Consider the following 17,239-nt stretch of genomic DNA (forward strand, 5'->3'; position numbering starts at 1 on the left):
TCTGGCCTGGCGGGACTCGCCTCCGGCTTCGTCCCGCCAGGCCAGTTAGGCACTCGCGCGGTGGTTGAGGTCCCGGTTCGGGCGGTCCCGGTTCGGGCGGTCCCCGGTCGGTGCGGTCAGCGGGGGTTGCGGTTGCGGTAGTCGTCGGCGATCTCCTGGAAGGTCGCCCAGCGCACCCCGTCGTGCTGGCCGAAGTAGTCGATCAGCCGCTCGTGCATCAGCAGCGTGCCGGGGCGGCCCGACACGTCCGGGTGCACGGTCATCGGGAAGATCGCGTAGTCCAGCTCGCGGTACACCCAGTCGAACTGGTCGCGCCACTGCTGCTCCAGGTCGCGCGGGTTAACGTAGCCGTGGCTGTTGGGATAGGACTTGATGTACATCAGCGGCGGCAGGTCGTCCACGTCCCAGGAGGCCGGGATCTCCACCAGGTCGGTGGGCTCGCCGCGCCGCAGCGGCTTCATCCACTCGGCGGCGGGCTTGTCGTAGTCGATGTTCGTCCAGTCGTCGCGCGTGGTCATGTAGTAGGGCTCGAAGTCGCGGTGCATCAGCGAGTGGTCGTACTCGAACCCGCGCTCCACCAGCAGCTCGGCGGTGTTGTGCGAGAACTCCCACCACGGGGCCACGTAGCCCCTGGGGCGGTGGCCGGTGCCGCGCTCGATCAGCTCGATCGAGCGGTCCAGCACGTCGGCCTCCTGCTCGCGGCTCATGTCGAGCGGGTTCTCGTGGCTGTAGCCGTGCGCGCCGATCTCGTGGCCCGCCTCCACGCACGCCTCGAACTGCTCGGGGAAGGACTCGATGGAGTGCCCCGGCCAGAACCACGACGTCCGCAGCCCCTTGCGGCGGAACAGCTCCAGCATCCGCGGCACGCCCACGTCGCCGGCGAACACGCCGCGCGACACGTCGCCCGGCGAGCCCTCGCCCCCGTAGGAGCCCAGCCAGCCGCCTACCGCGTCCACGTCGACGCCGTAGGCCACCAGGATCTCCTTGCTCATGGTCCTCCCCCTCGCGGGTCGTGATCGGCCGCGCCCGGCCGGGCGCGGGTCAGGGCGGGTCAAGGCAGGGCGAGCGCCCCGGCCTCGGCGAGCCAGTCGCGGCAGCGGGCCAGCACACCCTTGACGTCGCCGCCGCCGTCCAGCGCCGCCGCCAGCAGCAGCCGGACCTGCCACGGCGACAGGTCGCCCGCCATCAGCGCCCCCGCCTCGGCGAGCGCGGCGCTCGCCCCGGAGTACAGGCCGAGGGCCGGGCCGCCGCCGGTGCGGCTGCTCACCGCCACCGGCACGCCGTCCTCCAGCAGTTCCCGCGCCGCCCCCACGACGGCGGGCGGCGCGTTGCCGACGCCGAACCCCGCCAGCACCAGGCCCGCCGCTCCGGCCCGGCGGGCGGCGGTCAGGGCCGTGGCGTCGCAGCCCAGGTACATGGCGGCCACGTCCACGCGCGGCAGGGCCGCCGGGACGTGCTCCAGCAGCGGCGCCGGACGGCGGACGGCCGCGACGCGGGTGCGGACGCCGCCCTCGTCGACGACGGCGATCGGCCCGGGACCGGGCGCCGCGAACGCCGCCAGCGCCATGCTGTCGACCTTGCGCACCCCGGCGGCGGGCAGGACGCGGTCGGCGAACACCACGCTCACCCCGGTGCCGCGCGCCTGCGGCGCGGCGGCCCAGCGCAGCGCGGCGGCCAGGTTGCGGCCGCCGTCGCCGCCGGGCGCGTCGAACGGGCGCTGCGCCCCGGTCAGCACGATCGGCGCGTCCCCGCCGTGGGCCAGGGCCGCCAGCATCGCCAGCTCCTCCAGCGTGTCGGTGCCGTAGGTGATCACGACGCCGTCGGCCTCGCCCGCGGCGGTCACCGCCTCCCGCACCAGCCGCAGCGCGTCGCCGACCCCGGCGGCGTAGCTGGCGGCGGTGTCGACGTCGCGGGCCTCGACCTCCACGCGAGGGTCGCGCCCCACCTCTCCGGCCGCCGCCAGCAGGTCGGCCGCCGGTACGGCGACGGCCCGGCCCCGCGGCGTCTCGACCGAGGCGATGGTGCCGCCCGCGCCCAGCAGGATCAGCCGTCGCACGCCCGGCCTCCTGTCGCGGATCGCGCCGGAGGCCTCCGGAGGCGGGTCTCCCGGGCGGGAGACCCGCCTCCGGGACGCATGGTCGATGGCCCGTCCGGGCGCGCGGTCGCGTGCTGCATGCCGGGGTGCTGCCCGCCCGCATCCCCAGTGACTCCCTCAGATCACCCTTGAAGCCGCAAAGTGGGCATCGAGGGCGTCCCGGGCGGAGCGCCGCCCTCGCCGCGGGCGACGGGGGAGGCTTAGGCTGGTTGCGTCATGATCGACCGCGATCATCCGTGATCGCCCGCGATCGCCGGAGAACGCCACCGCCGGCGGCGGCCGCGCGCCGCCCCGGCCGAGTCCAGAGGACGGGAGGCCCGTGCCGCTCCTGCACAAGATCGCCGCTGTCGTGATCGTCTGCGCCGTGATCCTCGGCCTGACCCTGCCGGGGGAGCGGAACCGCCCCGGCCCCGGCAACGCCGCCGCCCGCGCGGGCGCGACCAGCGGCGCCAAGCCCGTCGCCCCGCCCACGGCGAGCGGCCCCCCGAGCACCCCCGCCGCCCCCGGCCCGTCCACGGCCTCCCCGACGCCGTCGGCGACCCCCTCGGCCACCGCCCCGGCCGTGCTGCCGACCGCCGCGCCCGCCGCCGCGCAGGCCAAGGCCGACGAGCTCGGCGAGATCCCGGTGCTGATGTACCACCGGATCATGAAGAAGGCCGACCTGTCGCTGGACCGCTCGACCAAGGAGCTCCGCGACGAGCTGGAGCGCCTCGCCAGGGAGGGCTACGTCCCGATCACCGCCGCCGAGTTCGCGAGCGGGCGCTTCAACGTCCCGGCGGGCGCGCACCCGGTCGTGCTGACCTTCGACGACAGCACCCCCGGCCACTTCGCGCTGGACGAGCGGGGCGAGCCCGCGCCCGACACCGCCGTGGCGATCATCCAGGAGGTCGCGCGGCGGCACCCCGGCTTCCGGCCCGTCGCCACCTTCTACCTCAACGAGGACCTGTTCGGCCTCGGCGACCGGGCCGCCGCCGGGCTCAAGTGGCTCATCGACCACGGCTACGAGATCGCCAACCACACCAGCACCCATGCGGACCTGTCGCGGATGTCGAAGAAGCAGGTGCAGAAGGAGATCGGCGGCATCGAGGACAAGATCGTGTCGCTGACCGGCCGGCACACCGCCACCTTCGCCTATCCCTTCGGCGCGATCCCCGACAAGCGGGCGTGGGCGCAGAAGCAGGACGGCCGGTACGACTTCCAGGCGGTCTTCCTGGCCGGGTGGAAGCCGTCGCAGTCCCCGTTCGACAAGGACTTCGACCGGTTCGCGGTCACCCGGGTGCGCTCCGAGGGCAAGATCAAGGAGAACGAGTGCACCAAGTTCTGCTCGACGGCCTGGCTGGACCATCTCGCCAAGCACCCCGGCGAGCGCTACACCTCCGACGGCGACCCCGAGACGATCACCGTTCCGCGCGCCGCCGAGAAGCGCCTCGCCAAGGAGTTCCGGCCGCGCGCCCGCGTCTACTGACCCCTCGCGCGGCCTCCGTGCGGCCCTTGGACGGTCCTCGGGCGACCCCCGCACGACCCCCGTGCGCTCGCCGTGTCCTCGCCGCGCCGCCGGGTGTCGCCGCTCCGATTGACCTGCCGCGATCGGTCCCATATCCTGATCGCTGCGCTGTGGGCTTGCGCGCGCTTCGGACGGAGCAGGCTCGCGCTCGGTCTCGTCGGCGACATCGGTTCGGTATTCCCATTTGGGAGAGCACGTTCCATCCGGTTCTCGGCAGGGCGGACAGGAGCCCTCCGCGCATCACCAGACACCCACTATGTCCGTATCCGGAGCCAGCCGACACATGACGAGCAGCACCGAGGCCACCTCGACCACCCCGCAGGTAGCGGTCAACGACATCGGGTCAGAGGAAGCCTTCCTCGCCGCGATCGATGAGACCATCAAGTACTTCAACGACGGCGACATCGTCGAAGGCACCGTTGTCAAGGTCGATCGAGACGAGGTCCTCCTCGACATCGGCTACAAGACGGAAGGTGTCATCCCCTCCCGCGAGCTCTCCATCAAGCACGACGTCGACCCCAACGAGGTCGTCGCCGTCGGGGACCACGTGGAGGCCCTCGTCCTCCAGAAGGAGGACAAGGAAGGCCGTCTGATCCTGTCCAAGAAGCGCGCGCAGTACGAGCGCGCCTGGGGCACGATCGAGAAGATCAAGGACGAGGACGGCATCGTCACCGGCACGGTCATCGAGGTCGTCAAGGGCGGCCTCATCCTCGACATCGGCCTGCGCGGCTTCCTGCCCGCGTCGCTGGTCGAGATGCGCCGTGTCCGCGACCTGCAGCCCTACGTGGGCCGCGAGCTCGAAGCCAAGATCATCGAGCTCGACAAGAACCGCAACAACGTGGTGCTGTCGCGCCGCGCCTGGCTGGAGCAGACCCAGAGCGAGGTCCGCCAGACCTTCCTCAACACCCTGCAGAAGGGCCAGGTCCGCAAGGGCGTCGTCTCCTCGATCGTCAACTTCGGCGCGTTCGTCGACCTCGGCGGCGTCGACGGCCTGGTGCACGTCTCCGAGCTGTCCTGGAAGCACATCGACCACCCCTCCGAGGTCGTCGAGGTCGGCCAGGAGGTCACGGTCGAGGTCCTGGACGTCGACATGGAGCGCGAGCGCGTCTCCCTGTCGCTCAAGGCGACCCAGGAAGACCCGTGGCAGCAGTTCGCCCGCACCCACCAGATCGGCCAGGTCGTGCCGGGCCGCGTCACCAAGCTCGTCCCCTTCGGCGCGTTCGTCCGCGTCGAGGAGGGCATCGAGGGCCTGGTGCACATCTCCGAGCTGGCCGAGCGCCACGTGGAGATCCCCGAGCAGGTCGTGCAGGTCGGCGACGAGATCTTCGTGAAGATCATCGACATCGACCTCGACCGGCGCCGGATCAGCCTGTCGCTCAAGCAGGCCAACGAGTCGGCCGCCGGCATCGAGGAAGAGGACTTCGACCCGACGCTGTACGGCATGCCCGCCGAGTACGACGCCGAGGGGAACTACAAGTACCCCGAGGGCTTCGACTCCGAGACCGGCGAGTGGCTGGAAGGCTTCGACGAGCAGCGCGAGACCTGGGAGCGGCAGTACGCCGAGGCCCGCTCGCGCTTCGACGCCCACCGCAAGCAGATCGAGGAGGCCCGCAAGGCCGAGGCGGAGGCCGACACGGCCGGCGCCACGACCACCGCGGGCACCGAGACCTCCTACTCCGGCGGCGGCGAGACCGAGTCCACCGGCGGCGCCCTCGCCACCGACGAGGCCCTGGCCGCCCTGCGGGAGAAGCTCTCCGGCGGTCAGTGAGACGCTGAGAACGGCCCGCGCCCACCGCGTGCCGCCCGCGCGGGCGGCACGCCGGGCACGGTGATCAGATGAACACGGCCGGAGGACGATCCCCAGCGGATCGGCCTCCGGCCGTGCGCCGTTTCCCCGGCGTCCGGCCGGCCGCGCCCGGCCGGCCTCCGGTGACCGGCCGCGCGCCCGCCGCGTGATCCCCCGACCGCCCCCAGCCCGTTCCCGGGAGCATTCGTTCAATTGGCCAGCACAGACGTAGGCACCCAGACCGGCGGCCCGTCCGCGTCCGGTCCCTCCATCGTCCCGCAGGGCCCCGCCCGGCTCGCACTGATCGCGATCACGGTGGCGGTGCTCGCGCAGACCCTGCGCTTCTCCCTGCCCCAGCTCGACCACCTGGGCGACTCGGCCGGCGCCGGCGTCGCCGCGATCGCCACCCTGGCGGTCTACCTCGCCGGGTTCGCCGCGCCCCTGGTGCGGCGCGCCGGCGGCCCGCGCGCCCTGCTGCTGACCGGCGTCGGCGGGCTGCTGGCGGTCCGGCTGCTCGCCCAGATCCTGTCGCCGCAACTCTGGCTGGCGCTGCTCGGCACCGCCATCGGCATGATCGCGGTGGCGGCGCTGTACGAGGGCGCGCGCGGCCTGTCGGGGGTGGGCTTCGCCACCGCCGCGGTGGCGGGCCTGTCGGCCGACACCGCGGTGCGCATGGCGTTCGCCACCTGGGACCCGGTGTGGCGGTCCGGCGTCGCGCCGTGGCTGGCGTGCCTGGCGTTCGTCGGGCTCGGCGCGTTCGCGCTGTACCGGGAACTGGCCTCCGGGCCGGTCGCCGCGCCCGGCCTGTCCTGGCGCGACGCGCTGGGCGGCGCGGCCATCGGGCCCTTCCTCGCGCTGCAGATCCTGGTGTTGTCCAGCCCGGCGTTCGTGGCGTCCTCGGGCTGGTTGTCGCTGACCACCGCGCACATCGTCATCGTCGTCGGGCAGGGCCTGGCGCTGGCGTTCCTGGCGTCGGGCCTCGCGGTGCGCGCGGTGCCCGGCGGGGTGTGCGTGCTCGGCGGCACCCTGCTCGGCGTGGGCGCCGGCGCGATCGCCGGGACCTACGCGGTGTCGGGCGTCGAGATCGTCCCCGTGGTGGTCGGCGGGCAGGTGTTGTCGGCGTGGCTGCTGGCGGTGGCCTGCCGCGCGCCGCTGCGCCGCGCCGGGACCGGCGGCCCGGTCTGGCGCATCGACGTCGGCGCCGCGCTCGGCGGGTTCCTGATCGCGCTGGTGCTGGTGCCGTACCAGCTCAGCGCCGTCGAGCCGATGCCGCTGCCCAACAACGTGCTGCCGGGCCTGGCGGGCCTGCTGCTGGGCGGGCTGGCCGCCATCGCCGCCGCGCGCGGCGGCCCGCTGCCCGCCCGCGCCCCGCTGCGCGCCCTCACCGCCGCCGCGGCGGCGCTGGTGCTGCTGGTCGGCACGCTGCTGTTCACCGTCGCCGCCCCCAAGGGGGAGGCCCCGGCGGCCGCGCCCGCCGACGGGCACGTGCGGGTGGTCAGCTACAACATCCACGACGCCGTCGACCAGGACGGGCAGCTCGACCCCGAGGGCATCGCCCGCACCATCGCCGCCCAGCGCCCGCACGTGGTGCTGCTCCAGGAGGCCAGCCGCGGCGCGCTGCTGTCGGGCACCACCGACGTCGGCGTGTGGTTGTCGCGGCGGCTCGGCATGAAGCTGCTGTGGGGCCCGGCCGCCGACGGCCAGTTCGGCAACGCCATCCTCACCTCGCTGCCGGTGCGCGGCTCGGGCACCGGCCGGATGCCGCGCGGCGACTGGTCGCAGATCCGCGGCTACGTGTGGGCGCGGCTGGGCGTCGGCCGCACCACCATGGACGTGTGGTCCACCCACCTGGAGGGCGGGGCCGGCAAGAGCGACGAGCGGGTGCGCGAGGCGGCGGCGCTGGTCGGCGCCTGGGCCAACGCGGGCCGCACGATCATCGCCGGCGACTTCAACGCCGAGCCCGGCAGCCCGGAGATCAGCCGGATCACCGACGGGACCCGGCTGCGCAGCGCCGGGCTCGGCGGCGACCCGGTGCCCACCACCCCCGGCGGCGAGCGCATCGACTGGATCTTCGGGACCGACGACCTGCTGTTCACCGACTACGAGGTGGCCAAGTCCGACGCCTCCGACCACTACCCGGTCGCGGTGACCGTCCGGATCGCCGGATGACCCGCCGGGACGGTCCCGCCGGCGGCGTGCCCGCGGGGGGAGCGTCCCGCTAGGGTCGTGCCATGACCATCGCACCGGCCGTGATCTCGCCCGCCTCGCCCGACGACGCGGGCGAGATCATGACGGTGCAGCGCGCCGCGTACGTCACCGAGGCGCACCTGTACGGCGACCCGTTCATCCCGCCGCTGGTGGAGTCGCTGGAGCAGATCCGCAAGGTGCTGGAGGGCGACGCCGTCGTGCTGAAGGCGGTGCTGCCCGGCGGGCGGCTGGTCGGCGCGGTCCGCGCCCGGTTCAGCGACCGCACCTGCCTGGTCGGCCGCCTGGTGGTCGCGCCCGACCAGCAGGGCCGGGGCGTCGGCGGGAGCCTGATGCGCGCCCTGGAGGAGCACGTCGCCGGCCGCGCCGACGCGTGCGTGCTGTTCACCGGCCATCTCAGCGACCCCAACCTGCGGCTGTACCGGCGACTCGGCTACGCCGAGACCCACCGCGAGCGCGTCGCCGCGCATCTCACCCACGTCCACATGCGCAAGACCCTGGCGGCGGGCGCCCGCCCGGCCTGAGTACGGTGGTGCCCGTGCTGAAAGTGGGACTCACCGGTGGGATCGGGTCGGGCAAGAGCGAGGTCTCGGCCCGGCTGGCCGCGCACGGCGCGGTGGTCATCGACGCGGACAGGATCGCGCGGGAGGTGGTCGAGCCCGGCACCCCGGGCCTGGCCGCCGTGGTCGCCGAGTTCGGCGAGGGGGTGCTGCTGCCCGGCGGCGGCCTGGACCGCGAGAAGGTCGGCTCGATCGTCTTCGCCGACCCCGAGCGGCTCAAGGCGCTGAACTCGATCGTGCACCCGCTGGTGGGGGAGCGGATGCAGGAGCTGATGGACGCCGCCCCCGCCGACGCGATCGTCGTCTACGACGTGCCGCTGCTGGCCGAGAACGGCCTGGCCGAGTTCTACGACGTGGTGGTCGTCGTGGACGCCCCCGTCCCGACCCAGCTCGACCGGCTCACCGCGCGCCGGGGCATGACCGAGGAGGCCGCCCGAGCGCGCATCGGCGCGCAGGCCACCCGCGAGCAGCGCCGCGCCGTCGCCCACAAGGTGATCGACAACTCCGGGTCGCTGGCCGGCCTCCGGGCGCGCGTGGACGCCCTCTGGGACGAGCTGGAGGCCGCCGCGGCCGCGCGCCGGGGCTGATCACCGGGTGCCCGCCGCCCGGCCGCGGGGTGGCTATAGGCTCGTCGCATGCTGCTGCGGGACCGGTGGCCGGAGCTGGGGCCGGCGCGACGTTCCCGCGTGCTCGACGTCGGCCTGGCGCTCGGCGCCGCCGCCCTGGACGGGGCGTTCCTGTGGTTCGGCTACCGCGACTTCTGGCTGCCCCCGGCCGTCTGCGCGGCCGCCGGGGTGGTCCTCGGCCTGGCGCTGGTGGCGCGCCGCCGCCACCCGGTCGGGCTGGCCCTGTTCGCGCTGGTCGTCGGCACCGTCGGCGGGGGCGGCGGCTTCGGGCTGCTGATCGTGCTGTACTCGCTGGGCGCCTACGCCGCGTCCCGGCGCACCGTGATGATCACCGCGGCGGCCTGGTACGCGGTGGGGCTGCTGTTCCCCGGCCCGACCGCCGAGCCCGCCCCCTTCCTGGTCCAGGCGATCTTCGGGCTGGCGTTCACCGCGCTGCCGGTGGTCCTCGGCCTGTACATGGGCGCCCGCAAGCAACTGCTGGTCTCCCTCCAGGAGCGGGCCGCGCGCCTGGAGAACGAGCAGCACCTGCTCGCCGAGCGCGCCCGCGCCGAGGAGCGCACCCGCATCGCCCGCGAGATGCACGACGTCGTCGCCAACCGCGTCAGCGTCATGGTCGTGCACGCCGGGGCGCTGCGGGCGGTCGCCGCCCGCGACCCCGAGCGCGCCGCCGAGACCGCCGCGGTGATCGGCGACATGGGCCGCCAGGCCTTGGAGGAGCTGCGGCAGGTCATCGGGGTCCTGCGGCGCGGCGAGGAGGCCCTGCCGCAGCACGTGCCCGCCCTGGCCGACGTGCGGGGCCTGGTGGCGCAGTCGGGCGCGGCCGGGCTGGCGGTGGAGCTGGCGGTGACCGGCGACGAGCGGCCCATGCCCGCCGCCGTGGGCCGCACCGTCTACCGGCTGGTGCAGGAGTCGCTCACCAACGTCCACAAGCACGCCGGGGACGCCGCCACCCGCGTGGAGCTCGGGATGCTGCCCGAGGCCGTGGAGGTCACCGTGGTCAACACCGCGCCCGCCGTGCCGGCGGCGCACCGGCTGCCCAGCGGCGGCAACGGCCTGGTCGGGCTGCGCGAGCGGGTCACCGCCCTCGGCGGCACCTTCGAGGCCGGGCCGACCGGCGACGGGGGCTACGCGCTGCGCGCCCGCGTCCCGCTGCCCGTCATTTGACCTGCGGGAATACCCGGCCGCCGGAGATTGTCCCACCCCCTGCATACAGTGGGGTGTGCGGATCGTCCAGATCCGCTGCTCATCAGGGGAGAGGCGAGGGATGCGGCCGATCACGGACCTGCAGCGCAAGGTGGCGCCGTTCGAGGTCGTCACGGAGATGACGCCGTCGGGCGACCAGCCGCAGGCGATCGCCGAGCTGGCCGAGCGCGTCGGCCGGGGCGAGAAGGACTCGGTGCTGCTGGGCGCCACCGGCACCGGCAAGACCGCCACCATCGCCTGGCTGATCGAGAAGCTCCAGCGGCCGGTGCTGGTCATGCAGCCGAACAAGACGCTGGCGGCGCAGTTCGCCAACGAGCTGCGCGAGATGTTGCCCAACAACGCCGTCGAGTACTTCGTGTCGTACTACGACTACTACCAGCCCGAGGCGTACATCCCGCAGACCGACACCTACATCGAGAAGGACTCCTCGATCAACGACGAGGTCGACCGGCTGCGGCACTCGGCGACCAACTCGCTGCTCACCCGCCGCGACACCGTCGTGGTCGCGTCGGTGTCGTGCATCTACGGCCTGGGCACCCCGCAGGAGTACGTCGACCGCATGTTGCGGCTGCGCGTCGGCCAGGAGTACGACCGCGACGACCTGCTGCGCCACCTGGTCGGCATGCAGTACTCGCGCAACGACCTCGCCTTCACCCGCGGCACCTTCCGGGTGCGCGGCGACACCATCGAGATCATCCCGCAGTACGAGGAGCTCGCGGTCCGGATCGAGATGTTCGGCGACGAGATCGAGAAGCTCGCCACCCTGCACCCGCTCACCGGCGAGGTCCTGTCGGAGGACGACGAGCTGTACGTCTTCCCCGCCTCCCACTACGTCGCCGGCCCCGAGCGCATGGAGCGCGCCATCGGCGACATCGAGGCCGAGCTGGCCGAGAGCCTCGCCACGATGGAGCGGCAGGGCAAGCTGCTGGAGGCCCAGCGGCTGCGGATGCGCACCACCTACGACATCGAGATGATGCGGCAGGTCGGCACCGCCTCCGGCATCGAGAACTACTCCCGCCACATCGACGGCCGAGCGCCCGGCACCGCGCCCAACACCCTGCTGGACTTCTTCCCCGAGGACTTCCTGCTGGTCGTCGACGAGTCCCACCAGACCGTCCCGCAGATCGGCGCGATGTACGAGGGCGACGCCTCCCGCAAGCGCATGCTGGTCGAGCACGGCTTCCGGCTGCCGTCGGCGATGGACAACCGCCCGCTGAAGTGGGAGGAGTTCCTGGAGCGCATCGGCCAGACCGTCTACCTGTCGGCCACCCCGGGCAACTACGAGCTGAACCGCGTCAAGGGCGAGGTCGTCGAGCAGGTCATCCGCCCGACCGGCCTGATCGACCCCGAGATCGTCGTCAAGCCCACCAAGGGCCAGATCGACGACCTCATCCACGAGATCCGGCTGCGCACCGAGCGCGACGAGCGCGTGCTGGTCACCACCCTGACCAAGAAGATGTCGGAGGACCTCACCGACTACCTGCTGGAGCTCGGCATCCAGGTCCGCTACCTGCACAGCGAGGTCGACACCCTGCGCCGCATCGAGCTGCTGCGCGAGCTGCGCGCCGGCGAGTACGACGTGCTGGTCGGCATCAACCTGCTGCGCGAGGGCCTGGACCTGCCCGAGGTGTCGCTGGTCGCGATCCTGGACGCCGACAAGGAGGGCTTCCTGCGCTCGGAGACCTCCCTGATCCAGACCATCGGCCGCGCGGCCCGCAACGTGTCCGGCCAGGTGCACATGTACGCCGACACCATCACCCCGTCGATGGAGCGCGCGATCGACGAGACCACCCGGCGCCGCGCCAAGCAGCAGGCCTACAACGCCGAGCACGGCATCGAGCCGCAGGCCCTCCGCAAGAAGATCGCCGACATCCTCGACTCCCTGGTCCGCGAGGACGCCGACACCGAGACCCTGATCGGCGGCGCCGGCCGCCAGCAGAGCCGCGGCAAGGCCCCGGTCCCGGGCCTGGGCTCGCGCAAGGCGGGCCGGCACGCCGCCGACCTGGTGGGCGACCGCCCTCGCGAGGAGCTGGAGGGCCTGATCGAGCAGATGACGACCCAGATGCACCAGGCCGCGACCGACCTGCAGTTCGAGCTGGCCGCCCGCCTGCGCGACGAGATCAAGGAACTGAAGCGCGAGCTGCGCGACATGAAGGAGGCCGGCGTGAGCTGACCCCGCCCGGGGCACGCGTTCGGGCCGTCGTGCCGTTAATGCGGTGTCGTCAAGGGTGCGCTTCTTCTACGATCGGGGCCATGGATTCCGTCGCCACGCAGGTGCGCACCGCCGCGCCCGCCGACCTGGCCCTGCTGCCCGAGATCGAGCGCATGGCCGACGAGCTGTTCCGGCCGCTGGGCATCGTGTTCCCGCCGGGCCCCACGGTGATCGAGCAGATGATCGGCACCTCGGCCGACATCGTGGTGGCGGGCGACCCGCCGCTCGGCTACGCCGCGGTGGTGGGGGTGGACGGCGCCGCCCACCTGGAGCAGATCGCCGTGCGCGCCGACCTCGTCGGGCGGGGGATCGGCGGCCGGCTGCTGCGCGCGGTCGTGGAGCGCGCCGCCGCGGCCGGGCTGCCGGGCGTCAGCCTGCTGACCTTCCGCGACGTCCCGTGGAACGGCCCCTGGTACGCCGCGCACGGCTTCGCCGAGCTGCCCGCCGACCGCTGGGGTCCCGGGCTGCGCGCCCACTGGGACGAGGAGATCCACTCGGGCCTGCACGAGCTGGGCCCCCGCCTGGTCATGTGGCGGCCGACCACTTAGCCCGACCCGCTTCGTGGCGGCTCATCGTGTGGCGCGGCTCCCTCTGTGGCGGTCGGCCGGATGGTGTGGCCCGGTCACGGTCATGTGAAGCCGGTCTCGCGGTGCGGTGCCGCCTGTGACGGCTGGACGGGGGAGTGGCGCTGTCATGTGGTGGCTGACGGGGCGGCGCGGCGTCGCCTGCGGCGGCGGGCCCTGCGCAGCAGCCGCAGCGCGACGTAGGCCAGCAGCACCAGCACCACCAGCGCCACGACCGGCAGCAGGATCGCCAGCAGGCTCATGCCGAGCGAGACGGTGTCCTCGACGGTGCTGACCACCGGCGCGCCGGTGCCGAGCGTCCCGGCGTTGACCACCGGCCGCACCGTCGCCTTGGTCACGTGCACCACCAGCGCCACCATGATGCCCAGCGCCCACCCGATCCACGGGTTGTCCTGCATGAACGCCGAGGAGTCCAGCCGCTCGGCGGCGTCGGTGGCGGCGAACACCGCGCCGCCCGCCGCCGGGCGCACCAGGGTCTGGATCGCGTCGTTGACGCTGTCGACCACCGGCACCTTGTCCAGGATGACCTCGGTGGCCAGCAGCAACACCAGCGTGCCCAGCACCCAGCCGTTGGCGAGCCAGCCGAACTCGGCCGGCAGCCGCACCAGGTCGGTGTAGCGGTCGAGCGCGCCGACCACCAACATCGGGATGTAGGCGTTCAGGCCCGCTGCGGCCGACAACCCCAGACCGGTCAGTAACCCCAGCATGATGCGGCGTCCCCCCAGTGAACGTCGTGGTCCCCCTTGGACGGAGGGATACCCACGGACGTTCCACCGCACCCCAGGACACTGTCGGGCGTGTCACCCGATCGGGGACGGCGCGGGCGCGGTCGCCCGCCTATCGTGGTCGGAGCGGCGTCCATAAAAAATCTACAATGTAAAGGCGGGAACCGCGGGAGCGTGACACTCGTCCAGGGGAGCGGAGAGGAGCACGATGACGGGGCCGGGAACCAAGCCGGAGACGGAACCGCAGGCAGGACCGGAGGCGGAGTCGGGGGCGGAGTCGGGGGCCGGGCCGGGGACCGGGCTCGGAGCGTTGCCGGGGCGTGTCCGCGAACGGCTCGGCGAGCGCGGTTCGGCCGTGGCCGTGCTGGTGGCCCTCCTGCTGCTCATGATCGTTCCGCTGGTGGCCCTGCCCGCCGCGCGCTGCTCGGTGCTCGGCGCGGGATGCCGCACGGCCCCCGGCGCGCCGCTCGACGATCCCGTGCGTGGTCCGGGGCAGCGGCTCACGCCGGTGGAGGCCGCCACGCGGGGCGCCTACGTCGCGCTCGGCGACTCCTACTCCTCCGGCGTCGGCGCGGAGGGCAACCTGGCCGACCAGAACCCCCTGGAGCGCTGCCACCGCACCTCCAAGGCGTACTACCACGCGGTGTCCAAGGCGTTCCCGTTCGCGGGGGGCACGGCGTTCTGGGCCTGCTCGGGCGCGACGACGGCCGACGTGCTGGACGGCAAGGGCGGCGAGCCGCCGCAGCTCGGCCGGGTCGGCGCCGGCACCAGCCTGATCACCCTCAGCGTCGGCGGCAACGACATCGGGTTCTCCAAGGTGCTGGCCGCGTGCGTGATGAAGCTGCCGTGGAGCAAGAGCTGCGAGGAGCAGGGCGGCGCGGTCGCCGAGCGGATGGCGGTGTTGCGGCAGAGCCTGCCGGACGTGGTCGCCAAGGTCACCGCCCGCGCCCCGCGCGCCCGGGTGATCGTGCTGGGCTACCCGCGCGCGTTCTCGGAGGTGTCGGGGGCGGGCGGTGACAACATCAGCGTCGAGGACCAGCGGTGGCTGAACGCCCGCGCCCGCGAGCTGAACGAGCTGATCCGGCAGGCGGTCGCCGAGGCCGACGGGCGCCTCGCGGCGGCCGGGCGGCCGGGCAGCGTGGAGTTCGCCGACGCCTACAGCGCGTTCGCCGGGCACGAGGTGGGCAGCGCCGACCCCTACATGAACGGGTTGTCGGTGAGCCTGTCGGCGCTGTCGGCCGAGAAGCGCAGCTTCCATCCCACGGTGAAGGGGCACGAGGTGCTGGCCCGGCTGTTCGTCGAGCAGATCGACAGGGGGCCGGGCCGCCCGCTGAACCAGTACCGCTGAGGCGGGCGGCGGCGGTCAGGACCAGGAGGTTCCGCGGGTCGTGCGGCGGCGTCCCCCGCGAGGATGGCGGGCCGGGGACGCCGCCGCACCGCCTGACGGCCGCATTCTCCCCCACAGATCACCCGGCCGGGCGGCTCGGTGTCCGAGCGTGAGGACCATGGTGCACGGCGCGGCCGCACGGCCCCGGGCAACGCGCCGCAGGGCCGCGCCGCCGCGATTTCATATGGTGAACGTCTTGATCGTTTTCTGGCTCAGTCCGCGCTGATGGTGTTGAGCCGGTCGATCGCGTCGGCGAACTCGGCGACCATGTCGTAGACGACCTGCCTGGCGGGCTTGACGGCGTTCATCTGGCCGACGCACTGGCCCACGAAGTAGTTGGCCAGCTCGCGCGCGCCCGGGTTGCCGGTCTCGGCGACCTTGGTGATCTGCCGCATGGCCCCCTCGGCGATGATCATCTGGAGCGGCATGCCGAGCGGCCCGGGGCTTTCCGGCCCCTCCCACTCCTGCGTCCAGGCCGAGCGGAGCTGCCGGGCCGGCTTGCCGGTCCGCGACCGGGAGCGCACGGTGTCGCGGGAGGTCGCCGCGAGCATCTTGGCCTTCACCGGTGGCGGCGTCTCGGCCTCCTCGGTGGTCAGCCACACCGAGCCGCACCACACGCCGGACGCGCCGAGCGCCATCGCAGCGGCCATCTGGCGGCCGGTGGCGATGCCCCCGGCGGCCAGGACGGGGATCGGCGCGACGGTGTCCACCACCTCGGGCACCAGCACCATCGTGGAGATCTCGCCGGTGTGCCCGCCCGCCTCGCCGCCCTGCGCGACGATGAGGTCCACGCCCGCGGCGACCTGGCGGCGGGCGTGCTCGGCGGTGCCGACCAGCGCGGCCACCGGCACCCCGGCGGCCTTGGCCTGCTCGACCATGAGCGGCGGCGGGGTGCCGAGCGCGCTGGCGATCAGGCGGATGGGGTGGGCGAGGGACACCTCGATCAGCTCGCCCGCGCCCTGCGCGGTGACCTGGGTGCCGCCCCTGGAGTTGGCCTTCTTGGCCTTCTCGAAGTCGGGCAGCGGCACCTGGTACTTCTCGAACAGCCCGAACAGGAAGTCCCAGTGCTCCTTGGGGACGGCGGCGAGCATGGTCTCCAGGCCGCCCTCGCCGCGCCCGGCGCGCTCGGCCGACTCGTCGATCTTCGCCGGGACCAGCACGTCCACGCCGTAGGGGCGGCCGCCGACGTGCTCGTCGATCCAGCGCAGCTCCTCGTCGAGCCGCTCGGGGGTGTAGGCGACCGCGCCGAGGACGCCGAGGCCCCCGGCGTTGGTGACGGCGGCGACCACGTCGCGGCAGTGGCTGAAGGCGAACAGCGGGAACTCGATCCCGAACGTTTCACAGACCTCGGTGCGCATGCCCCGACGCTAATGGACCGAATGTCATTCGGGCTAGGGGCGGAACCGGTCGGTGGCCCCGACCAGCAGGCGCAGCGTGCCGGGCTCGTCGAAGGCGTGCCCGGCGTCCGGGATCAGGTGCAGCTCCGAGCCCGGCCACGCCCGGTGCAGCGTCCAGGCCGCGTCGGGCGGGGTGAGCAGGTCGTAGCGGCCGTTGACGATCACGCCGGGGATGCCCGCGAGCCGGTGCGCGTCGCGCAGCAGTTGCCCCGGCTCCAGGAAGCAGCCGTTGCCGAAGTAGCGGTTCTCCAGCCGTGCCACCGCCACCGCCGCGCGCGGGTCCTCGTCCCCGCCGGGCCGGGGCAGCAGCGTCCCGGTGGTGTCCTCCCAGCGCGTCCACGCCAGCGCGGCGGGGACGTGCACGGCGGGATCGGGGTCGGCCAGGCGGCGCGCGTAGGCGGCCATGAGATCGCCCTGCTCGTCCTCGGGGATGTGGTCGCGGAACGGCTCCCACGCGTCGGGGAACAGCCGGGACACCCCGCCCTCGGCGAAGCACCACGGCTCGTCGGCGGCCAGCACCAGGTAGACGCCGCGCAGCACGATCTCGGTGACGCGCCCGGGATGCGCCTCGGCGTAGGCCAGCGCCAGCGTGCTGCCCCAGGAGCCGCCGAACACCATCCAGCGGTCCACGCCCATGTGCTCGCGCAGCCGCTCGACGTCGGCCACGAGGTTGCCGGTGACGTTCTCCGACAGGTCCACCTCGGGCTCGGCGGCGTGCGGGCGGCTGCGCCCGCAGTTGCGCTGGTCGAACAGCACGATCCGGTACGCCTCCGGATCGAACAGCCGCCGGTGGACGGGCGCGGCGCCCGCGCCGGGCCCGCCGTGCAGGAACACCACGGGCTTGCCCGCGGGGTTGCCGCAGACCTCCCAGTAGATCTCGTCGCTCCCGCCGACGTCGAGCCAGCCCGAGTCGTGGGGCTCGATCGGCGGGTAGAGCGGCGCGCGCGATTCCATG

14 protein-coding genes are annotated in these 17,239 nt (G+C 73.6%); 9 read left to right on the forward strand and 5 right to left on the reverse strand.

The window, feature by feature from the left end; translation table 11 throughout:
- Nucleotides 1-116 precede the first annotated feature (116 nt).
- On the reverse strand, nucleotides 117-992 hold the full coding sequence (locus AH6_RS07815; protein ID WP_067475982.1) for a polysaccharide deacetylase family protein: 876 nt from the start codon (nucleotides 990-992) through the stop codon (nucleotides 117-119).
- 59 nt (nucleotides 993-1,051) lie between these two features.
- Nucleotides 1,052-2,056 carry an asparaginase domain-containing protein gene (locus AH6_RS07820; RefSeq protein ID WP_067475986.1) on the reverse strand — a complete coding sequence of 335 codons (1,005 nt, stop codon included), beginning with the start codon at nucleotides 2,054-2,056 and terminating at the stop codon, nucleotides 1,052-1,054.
- A 358-nt stretch (nucleotides 2,057-2,414) separates the two neighbouring features.
- Here AH6_RS07820 and AH6_RS07825 point away from each other — a divergent pair, with 358 nt between their 5' ends.
- The 8 genes from AH6_RS07825 (at nucleotide 2,415) to AH6_RS07860 (ending at nucleotide 12,739) form a co-directional block, all read left to right on the forward strand.
- The gene (locus AH6_RS07825) at nucleotides 2,415-3,560 is read left to right on the forward strand and encodes a polysaccharide deacetylase family protein (protein ID WP_067475989.1); all 1,146 of its coding nucleotides are present in this window, start codon (nucleotides 2,415-2,417) and stop codon (nucleotides 3,558-3,560) included.
- 322 nt (nucleotides 3,561-3,882) lie between these two features.
- Entirely contained in the window at nucleotides 3,883-5,367 is a 1,485-nt protein-coding gene (rpsA, locus tag AH6_RS07830) for a 30S ribosomal protein S1 (protein WP_067475992.1), read from the forward strand.
- A gap of 231 nt (nucleotides 5,368-5,598) precedes the next feature.
- A complete protein-coding gene (locus tag AH6_RS07835) occupies nucleotides 5,599-7,554 on the forward strand; it encodes an endonuclease/exonuclease/phosphatase family protein (protein WP_067475995.1) in 1,956 nt (651 codons plus the stop codon).
- A gap of 62 nt (nucleotides 7,555-7,616) precedes the next feature.
- Complete coding sequence (locus AH6_RS07840; protein ID WP_067475998.1) at nucleotides 7,617-8,114, forward strand: GNAT family N-acetyltransferase; 498 nt, start codon at nucleotides 7,617-7,619, stop codon at nucleotides 8,112-8,114.
- A 14-nt stretch (nucleotides 8,115-8,128) separates the two neighbouring features.
- On the forward strand, nucleotides 8,129-8,737 hold the full coding sequence (gene coaE, locus AH6_RS07845) for a dephospho-CoA kinase (protein ID WP_067476054.1): 609 nt from the start codon (nucleotides 8,129-8,131) through the stop codon (nucleotides 8,735-8,737).
- A 48-nt stretch (nucleotides 8,738-8,785) separates the two neighbouring features.
- Nucleotides 8,786-9,940 (forward strand): sensor histidine kinase, encoded by a 1,155-nt coding sequence (locus tag AH6_RS07850; protein ID WP_157431337.1) that lies wholly within the window; start codon nucleotides 8,786-8,788, stop codon nucleotides 9,938-9,940.
- 100 nt (nucleotides 9,941-10,040) lie between these two features.
- On the forward strand, nucleotides 10,041-12,152 hold the full coding sequence (gene uvrB / locus AH6_RS07855) for an excinuclease ABC subunit UvrB (RefSeq protein WP_067476001.1): 2,112 nt from the start codon (nucleotides 10,041-10,043) through the stop codon (nucleotides 12,150-12,152).
- Nucleotides 12,153-12,232: 80 nt separating this feature from the next.
- Nucleotides 12,233-12,739 (forward strand): GNAT family N-acetyltransferase, encoded by a 507-nt coding sequence (locus AH6_RS07860; RefSeq protein ID WP_067476004.1) that lies wholly within the window; start codon nucleotides 12,233-12,235, stop codon nucleotides 12,737-12,739.
- Nucleotides 12,740-12,882: 143 nt separating this feature from the next.
- On the opposite strand, the gene AH6_RS07865 is transcribed toward AH6_RS07860, so the two are convergent.
- Nucleotides 12,883-13,482 (reverse strand): DUF4126 domain-containing protein, encoded by a 600-nt coding sequence (locus tag AH6_RS07865; protein WP_067476007.1) that lies wholly within the window; start codon nucleotides 13,480-13,482, stop codon nucleotides 12,883-12,885.
- A 226-nt stretch (nucleotides 13,483-13,708) separates the two neighbouring features.
- Here AH6_RS07865 and AH6_RS07870 point away from each other — a divergent pair, with 226 nt between their 5' ends.
- The gene (locus AH6_RS07870; RefSeq protein WP_083982407.1) at nucleotides 13,709-14,848 is read left to right on the forward strand and encodes an SGNH/GDSL hydrolase family protein; all 1,140 of its coding nucleotides are present in this window, start codon (nucleotides 13,709-13,711) and stop codon (nucleotides 14,846-14,848) included.
- Nucleotides 14,849-15,099: 251 nt separating this feature from the next.
- On the opposite strand, the gene AH6_RS07875 is transcribed toward AH6_RS07870, so the two are convergent.
- Together AH6_RS07875 and pip are read right to left on the reverse strand one after the other, a co-directional pair.
- Nucleotides 15,100-16,245 (reverse strand): NAD(P)H-dependent flavin oxidoreductase, encoded by a 1,146-nt coding sequence (locus tag AH6_RS07875; protein WP_067476013.1) that lies wholly within the window; start codon nucleotides 16,243-16,245, stop codon nucleotides 15,100-15,102.
- A 33-nt stretch (nucleotides 16,246-16,278) separates the two neighbouring features.
- A complete protein-coding gene (gene pip / locus AH6_RS07880; protein WP_067476016.1) occupies nucleotides 16,279-17,238 on the reverse strand; it encodes a prolyl aminopeptidase in 960 nt (319 codons plus the stop codon).
- Nucleotide 17,239: the final 1 nt, after the last annotated feature.

The sequence above is a fragment of the Actinomadura hibisca NBRC 15177 genome, from assembly GCF_001552635.1.
GTDB lineage: Bacteria > Actinomycetota > Actinomycetes > Streptosporangiales > Streptosporangiaceae > Spirillospora > Spirillospora hibisca.

Bases quoted from the DNA above. Each gene is read 5' to 3' on its own strand.
- AH6_RS07840 (WP_067475998.1), top strand. From the start codon at position 7,617: ATGACCATCGCACCGGCCGTGATCTCGCCCGCCTCGCCCGACGACGCG.
- rpsA (WP_067475992.1), top strand. From the start codon at position 3,883: ATGACGAGCAGCACCGAGGCCACCTCGACCACCCCGCAGGTAGCGGTC.
- AH6_RS07875 (WP_067476013.1), bottom strand. From the start codon at position 16,245: ATGCGCACCGAGGTCTGTGAAACGTTCGGGATCGAGTTCCCGCTGTTC.
- AH6_RS07815 (WP_067475982.1), bottom strand. From the start codon at position 992: ATGAGCAAGGAGATCCTGGTGGCCTACGGCGTCGACGTGGACGCGGTA.
- AH6_RS07860 (WP_067476004.1), top strand. From the start codon at position 12,233: ATGGATTCCGTCGCCACGCAGGTGCGCACCGCCGCGCCCGCCGACCTG.
- AH6_RS07865 (WP_067476007.1), bottom strand. From the start codon at position 13,482: ATGCTGGGGTTACTGACCGGTCTGGGGTTGTCGGCCGCAGCGGGCCTG.
- AH6_RS07870 (WP_083982407.1), top strand. From the start codon at position 13,709: ATGACGGGGCCGGGAACCAAGCCGGAGACGGAACCGCAGGCAGGACCG.
- AH6_RS07850 (WP_157431337.1), top strand. From the start codon at position 8,786: ATGCTGCTGCGGGACCGGTGGCCGGAGCTGGGGCCGGCGCGACGTTCC.
- pip (WP_067476016.1), bottom strand. From the start codon at position 17,238: ATGGAATCGCGCGCGCCGCTCTACCCGCCGATCGAGCCCCACGACTCG.
- uvrB (WP_067476001.1), top strand. From the start codon at position 10,041: ATGCGGCCGATCACGGACCTGCAGCGCAAGGTGGCGCCGTTCGAGGTC.